The organism is Pseudomonas sp. B611, from assembly GCF_055407965.1.
On sequence record NZ_JBUZST010000006.1, the window covers coordinates 402,505 to 408,504 of the forward strand.

The window sequence follows — 6,000 nt, forward strand, 5'->3', positions numbered from 1 at the left end:
GCACGCCGTGTGGGCCTGGGGCAGCGTCGCCAGTTTCTGCGGAACTTGCCTGCCTTGAGCCTGCAGCCTCCTCGCTGAAAATCAACCCTACGAGCCCTTCCGGTATCGTCTTTGGTGCCGAGCACTCCGACAGCGCTGTACGTATTCCGGGATACAACGCGTTGCCTCCGCTGGTGAGAACTGTGCGGGACCCTTCGTTATCCCTTATCGCCCTGAGCGGTATCGAGCCCACAGGGCCTGTAATGGTGGAAGTTCCGCTGGTGCTGAATAACACCAGCTACACCGCTACCCAGATGTTGGCCGGTTGGCGTATCGGTTTTGCCGGGCGGTATGTGTGCGGCGGTCATGCCGAACCTGTCGAACACAGCAGCGCCTTGCGCCGAGCCTTCGACACTCTGCGCCAAGCCGGCGCGCAACTGGTTGCGGTGGATGCACAACGTGCGAACGACAGTGTTGAGTTCACCTTGCAGGTCATAAACGAAATCGATGATCTCGTGACCCGGCATCGCCTTGATGCCCTGGTATCCGACGACCTGAGCAGCGCGTTTCATGATGCATGCCTGAACGGGTATCCCAGCCTTTGCGAGCCGCTGGAGGATGGCGTGCAACTGCGGTTTTATGGCGCGAGGTGGTCGCGGGATTCGTTGACGGCGCTGGTTCAGGCGTATCGCCAGCAGGTTGCTGGCGCGTAGTGGATCACTACGGGACGCGTTGAATCCTCCCACGCGGTGAGTGGTCATTGGCTGGCCGCGTTTGAGGGCTGGGGTTTTTAGACTACGGACGGATCGACCTGATCCTTCGTTTTTTTTGACCTCGGGAGACGCTTATGGTCGGGATTGCTTATGGTGTGTATTCGTTAATCCAGCGTGCTGTGCAGCATACGGTGGCAGGCCCTTCCCCAATGGTTGCAAGACCAGTCCCTCCTGGTACCGAATACGCGAGTGTTCGTGAACTGGGTGAGCAGATGAGCAGGCCTGGCGGGATGACGTCGGTTGATCTGGTCAGTTTTCTGCAAGAGCGTATTCGTACGCTGGACCCGCAATTGAAGTCCGTGATCGAACTCAACCCCGAGGCATTGGAGACCGCGCGCGAGTTGGATCGTGAGCGCGCCAGTGGCAAGGTTCGCGGGCCATTGCATGGCATTCCCATTTTGCTCAAGGACACCATCGAGACCACGGGCATGCAAACCAGTGCAGGCGCCTTTGGGCTTGTGGGTACGCCTGCCGGCAAGAATGCTCCGCTCGTCGATTACCTGATCAAGCAGGGCGCGGTGATCCTGGGCAAAACCAATATGACTGAGTTGGCTGGTTTTCGCGGGGGACCTGATGGCTGGAGCAGCCGGGGCGGGCAAACACGTAACCCGCACCACCCGGACGCCGATGTTGGCGGCTCCAGTTCCGGTTCGGCTGCAGCGGTTGCGGCGGGATTGGCGCCCTTGGCGGTGGGTGCCGAAACCAATGGCTCGATCATCGTGCCGGCTGCATTCAATGGCGTAGTGGGACTTAAACCCAGCGTCGGCTTATTGGATCGTGACGGGATTATCCCTGCCAGCCAAAGGCAAGATACGCCTGGCCCAATGGCCCGCTCGGTACACGATGTTGCGTTGATGCTTAACGCCATGTCGAGTGACCCTGAAGGTCCGACAGCCTCTTCAGGGATCGATTACACCCAATTGCTGGTCCCGGGTGCGTTGAAAGGTAAGCGGATTGGTTACCCTGCGACGTTTACCAAGGACGGCGAAAGCCTGCCGGTGGAAAACAGCCCGCAATTCAGCAAAACCCTGGAAGTGCTTCGCGAGCAAGGCGCGGTATTGGTACCGGTCAATCTGCGCCTGGCAGACGCATCGCAGTACGAGGACCTGCTGCTTTCGGACGTTAAGGAAGAGCTGAACCGCTACCTGGTCACGCGCGAGGGGCTACCTGTCAAGTCACTGACTGAGTTGATCCATTTCAATGACGACCGCGATGGCACTGAGACGGACCACCAGCCAGGGCTCAAGAAAATCAATACCTCCAGCCTTACGCCGCAAGAGCGCAAAGAGGGTTGGGACAAACTCATCCAGGATTTTCGCAGCACAGTGGACGATCCGATCAAAGAAGAAAACCTGGACGCCATGGTGTCGGACTTCGATACGAATAGTTACTTCGGCGTCGCAATAGCGGGTTATCCCGGAATCACCGTGCCTTCTGGAAAAAATGATGACGGCCTGCCGACCGGCGCCTACTTTTTCGGCACCGACAGGTCCGAAGCCACATTGCTCGCAATAGCCCATGGGTATGAGCAGGCGGCTCAAGTGTCCACTAAACCGCAGCTTTGATCGGTAGGCAATGCGTCAGCCCTTTACGCACCGCTTGGTTGAGAGGCTGGTGAATCAACGGGTGCCGCTGTTGAACTCATCAGCCGCGAGATAATACCTGGCTCGGAGGGGGCGGTCGGGGCTATGAGGGATCTGCGCACATTCATCCCCCACCCCGGCGCAAATCCCGGAAAAAACACCAGCCCTTCCGCCTCCAGGCGGAACGCCAGGGTCAAACGGGTTTCATCCTCCACGTCGGCGTGGCTTTCGAAGCGTTGCACCGCCTCCACCGCCACACCCGCCTGGCGGGCCAGGTCTTCGCGGCTCCAGCCCAGTATCGCGCGGGCCTGTGCGCTGTGCTTGGCGGTGAATTGGTGCAGGACGATCTGCTGTTCTACGAAAGAGCTCATTGCCAGGGAGGACATGGGGTTTCTCCAGGGTTTGACGGGGGAGGGCAAACTATACTGTGTTTTTGTACAGTTGTTTTGACCGTCTATCAACTGGATTTTTTCATGGGCTCTCGGCGAGCCGCTATTCCACCCCCGGCGCTTCCCGAATAATCAGGTGGTCGAGGTTTTCGATGTTGACGCTGAACACCCCGAACGTCTGCTCGGGATTCTTCTTGCTGGGCACCTGTTTCAGCTCCGGCGTCACGCCGTAAAAGAAGCAATACAACGGCTGTTCACTGTCCGCCGCGGCCTTGATCTGCTCCAGGAACGCCTTGCGTTTGCGGTAGTTCTCGATCAGTTTTTTACTCAGGTAGACGTTCACCGAGTAAGGCTTCTTGTCGAGCCACACCTTCTTTTCAAAGTCGATGCGAAAGCTGCTGGTGTAGTTCTTGATCGCCTTGATCCTGCCCCAGTAGATCAGGCCCTTGTTGTCTTGCAGGTATTCGATCTTCTTGAAAAACGCCCAGTAGGTCGCGGTATGGTCGCCGATCTTCAAGGGCATGCGTTTAAGCTTGTCCTTGTCGTCGATATTCGACACGAAGCATTCCACCGGGTGGGCGAACACGCTGGTTTTGTCTGGAGTGCTCTCGCTGGCGCTGTGGGAAGTGCTGCTGCGGTTCGAAGGCGCTTTCGTTGGATCTTGCGGGGTGTTTCCTTCAACGCCGGCGACGGGGGCTTTGCGCTCGTACTGACGGCGGGTGAGCACAAACTCCGAGGGGAAATTGTCCTCGCGCCCGTCGTCACTTTCACCCGATGCGGCCTTGTGCGTGCTGGCATAACGGCAGCCGTCGATGTGCCGGGTGCCGGTCTTGTTCTTGAAATGCGGTGTGCGCTGATAGTTGACGTTTTTTGCGTTGAAGGTGCTCAGCGCATTGCCTGAATCGAATGCTGCGCGGCATTCATCGTTGGGGCAGAGGAAGCGCTCCTTGTCGGAGTCGAAATCGGTGGTTTCGTCGAAATTCAGGTCTCGTACGTCGTAGATCGACAGTTTTTCATCGAGACTCAGGCTGTACGCCGTGTCGAATTTCATGGGGCTCGGGTCCGTGAGAGGTTTCGCTATTAATAGCGGGATTTGCCTCAAATATCAGCAATAAAACTATCTAACTGTAGGAGCCGTCGAGCCCAGGCGAGGCGGTAATGGGGTCAATTCGGGAGCGTGTCAAACTCGCCGTTTGTGTCAACGCGGCAGTTTACCTATACGAGTTAAGGCCGCATCACGTGTTCGAGCTTTAGACACTCGTCGGATGATTGCCATAGAGCTATGCAATAGAGCGTGAGCAAACTATCATTCTTCCCAGTCTTTCCAACCTCTGAGAGGTGTTCCTTATGTCTTCCGGAACGGTCTTCACCAACAATCGGACGCAAAACATTCGTATCCCTGCTGACATGCGTTTTCCCGCCGGTGTAAAAACGGTCGAGGTCCGCGCTGTTGGGCGCGAGCTGATTATCTCGCCGGTTGAAAACACGTGGGACAGCTTTTTTCTTGCAGGCCAATCGGTATCTGATGATTTTATGGAGGAACGCGCCGATCAGACCCAGCAAGAGCGAGAGTCCTTTGATGATTAAGTACATGCTTGATACCAACATTGTGATCTACATCATCAAGCGTCGCCCCATCGAAGTACTGGAAAAATTCAATGGCAACGTGGGTCGTATGGTGATCTCTTCAATTACCCTCGCAGAATTGATGCATGGGGCAGAAAAAAGCCAGTTCGTTGAGAAAAATACGCGAGCGGTGGAAGACTTCATTTCTCGGCTCGACGTCCTACATTACGATGAGAAAGCCACTTTTCACTACGGCTCGATCCGGTCTGATCTCGAGAAGAAGGGCACACCAATCGGTGTAAATGACCTTCATATTGCAGGGCACGCTAGAAGTTCAGGATTGGTCCTCGTGACTAACAACGAAGGTGAGTTCAAGCGAGTCGATGGCTTGATTGTGGAGAACTGGATTGCGGCGTAGCGCCGTTTAACCAGTATTTTTCGTTAAATCTGCTCGATTGCAAAAAACGATCAGACATAGACCCCTAGCACCCCATGCTAGTGCGCGACCTTCAGCCTCACACCGACCAAATGTGGAGCTGTCGAGCCCCAGCGAGGCTGGGAAGGGATCGACTCAGTCTTCTTTGCCGACCCCCCACTGGTATCACCGCTGCAACCGAGCCTGCTTTTTCTTCTTCGTATGAAAATGCCGAAAATGCGCATCCTGCGCCGCCGCCAGCAACTCGCGATCCCCGCGCGTATCACCCCAGGCCCTGAGCCGATATTCCCCCAAGTCCCCATACACCGCTTCAAGGCGCAGCACCTTGTTCTCGCACCGGCAGTTATTCCCGGTGAGCTTGCCGGTCAACACCCCGTCGACCACCTCAAGCTCGGTGCCAATCAACTTGATCCCCAGCCGATCGGCAAACGGTTGCAACACCAGCGCCGGCGACGCCGAGCATAGCGTCACCACCGCGCCGGACTTCAACTCATCCGCCACCGACTGCAAGCCGCTCGGGCGCATCAACTTGTTCCAATACGCCTGGCAATAGGCTTGCGCCTGCTGCTGCACCCAAGCCTTCTCTACGCCGGTCATAAAGGTACGGATCAACTGCGCCTTCAATTCATCCCGGCTGGTCAGCCGCAACAAAAACCGCAGCCCAGGCACCGCCAGCTTCACCATGCGCCGGCAGAACTCAGCCTTGCCGAAGGCAAACTTGAGAAACGGCACAAAACTGTCGTGGTGGGTCAGGGTGCCGTCGAAGTCAAAGACGGAAAGTACTTTGGCATCAGCGGGGCCGGCTTCGAGCATGTCTGGGTTCACGGGTTGGCCTCGGTCCTATCGAATGAATTGGGTTGTGCATCAGCTGTGACAGCAGGCGTTTGCTCGCGTATCAATGGCTGATGGCAATAGGGGCACAAGGCTACAGCATTGCTGGTGCGATCCGAACCCTTCTGACCGCGGTGTCTGGTGCGATGTGCTTCAAGAAATGGCCAAACACGGGGCATAAAAAAGCCCTGAACGAGTCAGGGCTTCTTGATGCAGCTTGGCTTCGGAATCAATCCCAGCTCAGCGCGCCGCCGGTCTGGTACTCGATCACACGGGTCTCGAAGAAGTTCTTCTCTTTCTTCAAGTCCATGATCTCGCTCATCCACGGGAACGGGTTGGTGGTGCCTGGGTATTCTTCCTTCAAGCCAATCTGCGACAGACGACGGTTGGCGATGAACTTGAGGTAGTCCTCCATCATCGCGGCGTTCATGCCCAACACGCCG

The 6,000-nt window shown here is 56.6% G+C and carries 7 protein-coding genes and 1 pseudogene; 4 read left to right on the forward strand and 4 right to left on the reverse strand.

All coding sequences use genetic code 11. The features are described from left to right. Nucleotides 1-242: 242 nt before the first annotated feature. Both ACZRMO_RS16735 and ACZRMO_RS16740 read left to right on the forward strand, forming a co-directional pair. The gene (locus ACZRMO_RS16735) at nt 243-692 is read left to right on the forward strand and encodes a hypothetical protein (protein ID WP_463973529.1); all 450 of its coding nucleotides are present in this window, start codon (nt 243-245) and stop codon (nt 690-692) included. Between the two features lie 134 nt (nt 693-826). Continuing rightward, a complete protein-coding gene (locus ACZRMO_RS16740; protein WP_463973530.1) occupies nt 827-2,317 on the forward strand; it encodes an amidase family protein in 1,491 nt (496 codons plus the stop codon). Between the two features lie 23 nt (nt 2,318-2,340). Here ACZRMO_RS16740 and ACZRMO_RS16745 read toward each other — a convergent pair whose 3' ends face one another. Then, nucleotides 2,341-2,721, reverse strand: a complete 381-nt coding sequence (locus ACZRMO_RS16745) for a helix-turn-helix domain-containing protein (protein WP_463973531.1) — start codon at nt 2,719-2,721, stop codon at nt 2,341-2,343. 106 nt (nt 2,722-2,827) lie between these two features. Beyond that, nucleotides 2,828-3,775: a hypothetical protein gene (locus ACZRMO_RS16750; RefSeq protein ID WP_463973532.1), complete on the reverse strand. Its 948-nt coding sequence runs from the start codon at nt 3,773-3,775 to the stop codon at nt 2,828-2,830. Nucleotides 3,776-4,071: 296 nt separating this feature from the next. Between ACZRMO_RS16750 and vapB the strand changes: the two genes are divergently transcribed. Both vapB and vapC read left to right on the forward strand, forming a co-directional pair. After that, a complete protein-coding gene (vapB, locus tag ACZRMO_RS16755) occupies nt 4,072-4,311 on the forward strand; it encodes a type II toxin-antitoxin system VapB family antitoxin (protein WP_463973533.1) in 240 nt (79 codons plus the stop codon). Continuing rightward, nucleotides 4,304-4,708, forward strand: a complete 405-nt coding sequence (vapC, locus tag ACZRMO_RS16760; RefSeq protein WP_463973534.1) for a type II toxin-antitoxin system tRNA(fMet)-specific endonuclease VapC — start codon at nt 4,304-4,306, stop codon at nt 4,706-4,708. Before vapB ends, vapC begins: the two co-directional genes overlap by 8 nt. Before the next feature lie 183 nt (nt 4,709-4,891). Here vapC and ACZRMO_RS16765 read toward each other — a convergent pair whose 3' ends face one another. Together ACZRMO_RS16765 and ACZRMO_RS16770 are read right to left on the reverse strand one after the other, a co-directional pair. Further along, nucleotides 4,892-5,539, reverse strand: coding sequence for an HAD-IB family hydrolase (locus ACZRMO_RS16765; protein WP_124525069.1), 648 nt, complete (start codon nt 5,537-5,539; stop codon nt 4,892-4,894). A gap of 247 nt (nt 5,540-5,786) precedes the next feature. Beyond that, nucleotides 5,787-6,000, reverse strand: a pseudogene (locus tag ACZRMO_RS16770) (ribonucleotide-diphosphate reductase subunit beta); the annotation flags it as partial.